Source organism: Staphylococcus agnetis, from assembly GCF_002901865.1.
Lineage (GTDB): Bacteria > Bacillota > Bacilli > Staphylococcales > Staphylococcaceae > Staphylococcus > Staphylococcus agnetis.
In genome coordinates this window covers 1-1,864 of sequence record NZ_PPQF01000091.1, presented here as the reverse complement: position 1 = coordinate 1,864, position 1,864 = coordinate 1, and the positions used below count along the sequence as shown (strand labels likewise).

The following is a 1,864-nucleotide window of genomic DNA, read 5'->3' as shown; positions in this document are numbered from 1 at the left end:
AGGAGGCTTGCCAGAGAATTATCATGGACATGATAACAGATAGCAGACCATCATAAGAGGTGTCATACATTGATATGGCGCCTTTTTTGTTGCGTTCGGAGATGAAAAATAGTAGTGGTTTTAATTGCTGCACTTTTACTTTTGATTTACGGAGTATATCGTAACGCTTAACTTTCTCATTTAGGTTGCACATTTATGCGGAGAAAATTTATTGATCAATGAGGAGAACCCTTAATTAAACTTATAGATGAATGTCTACATAGTATGAGCTATTAAGACCACTATTCGACAAGTCTAGTTAAGGATTCAGAGGCTTGTTATAAATAAAGCAATATTGCTATTTTGATTTCTTATTGTTTATAAATCTGACTATTAGACTTATAAGTGCAAGTATGATGATTAAGAATAACATAAAGATATTTATTGCTGTTTTAAGATTCTCATCATTTAAAAATATTGAACTTATAATTATGATTAAAGAGATTATTATTAAAAAGAGTGTTATAAAATTATACATTTTATTCATAGATTATCCCCCCCATCTATATTTTGGTGTCATAATTGCATAATATGTATAAAAATACAATAATATTATTATACATATTGATGGAAATAGCTATCATAATATAATATTGAATCAGTTAAAAAAATTACATACAATAAACTTAAGTATAATATAATCAATATAAAGGAGAGTTAAATTATGCAGTCAAAAAAAATTATTATGTATATTTTATCCTTAGTATTAACAATTAGTATTACTTCCGTGCCCTTTACACAAGCGAAAACAGCTAATGCTCAAAACTTAGCTGTTCCAAGTAAAGAAGAAGTTGATAAAACAGCAGAAATGATAAAATTTATTTATGAAGAAGCATCAACAAAGGATGATTCAGGAAACATTATAGATATTAATATAAATAAAATAGAAAGCAAATATCAAAAATCAAAAGAATTAGAGGTATTAAAAAAGGAAATAAATATGACTGAAACAGCAATGACACCTAGAGCTTTTAACGATAAAAAATTCGGAAGTTGTATTAAAAGTGCTGTTGCAGATCAATTTGGGGTTGGTGTTGTAACTGCGATCATGGAAGGTGGATTTTACGCATATATGAAAAAGAAAGCTTATAAAGAAGCCGCAAAATTATTGTTAAAATTTGCTGTAGGTTCTAATATAGTAGGTCTTTCAGCTTTTGCAGCTTATTATGGTGGCAAATGTGCAGCCTATGCAAATAGTTAAAACATATTGAAAGGACTTCTCTATGAGGATATTAAAAAAAATATTTATTCTAATTTACGTTCTAAATCCTATAACTTATTTAACTGTATATAGTATTTTTACTTTAATAAGACAAGGCCATCTTCTCATAGCTATAAATGATGTGTTGCCAATGGTCGCTATATACTATTTGATTACTAGCGTACTATCTGCTATGTTTTTTGAAAAAATTATACAAAAAATAAAAAATGCTGATGAGAAATCATAGGTATATAATTTTCTGTTCTATTTACAAATTTAAAAAACAAACCATTAATCTTATGTTTGAAATAATGCTTCGCACCAACTTGATATCATGGTGCTACTTGATAATAAGGGTAACTACTCCCGGAGGGAATAGTTACCCTTAAAGCTTTGATATGACTAGCTAAAGTAAATAAGTTTGAGAAAAAACAAGTTGTTTTTGTGTATTTTAACAAAGAGTCTGAGATGTTATTAGAAGCAAGCCCTATCATAGTAGAGGATAGAGTTAAAAGACCAGATGCTGAACCGCTTCTAGACCTTTTAACACCGATCAAAAGCGCAGGATTAGAGTATTTTCAAAGCAGAAATAAAAATTCACACTCATACGATTTGAGTGCAGCA

General features: G+C 28.9%; 1 protein-coding gene. It reads left to right on the top strand.

What is annotated here, in order from left to right; genetic code table 11:
* The first annotated feature begins 703 nt into the window (after positions 1-703).
* On the top strand, positions 704-1,240 hold the full coding sequence (locus CD172_RS11475) for a hypothetical protein (protein ID WP_234022059.1): 537 nt from the start codon (positions 704-706) through the stop codon (positions 1,238-1,240).
* Positions 1,241-1,864: the final 624 nt, after the last annotated feature.

Coding starts and splice junctions, on each gene's coding strand:
- CD172_RS11475 (WP_234022059.1), top strand. CDS start 704: ATGCAGTCAAAAAAAATTATTATGTATATTTTATCCTTAGTATTAACA.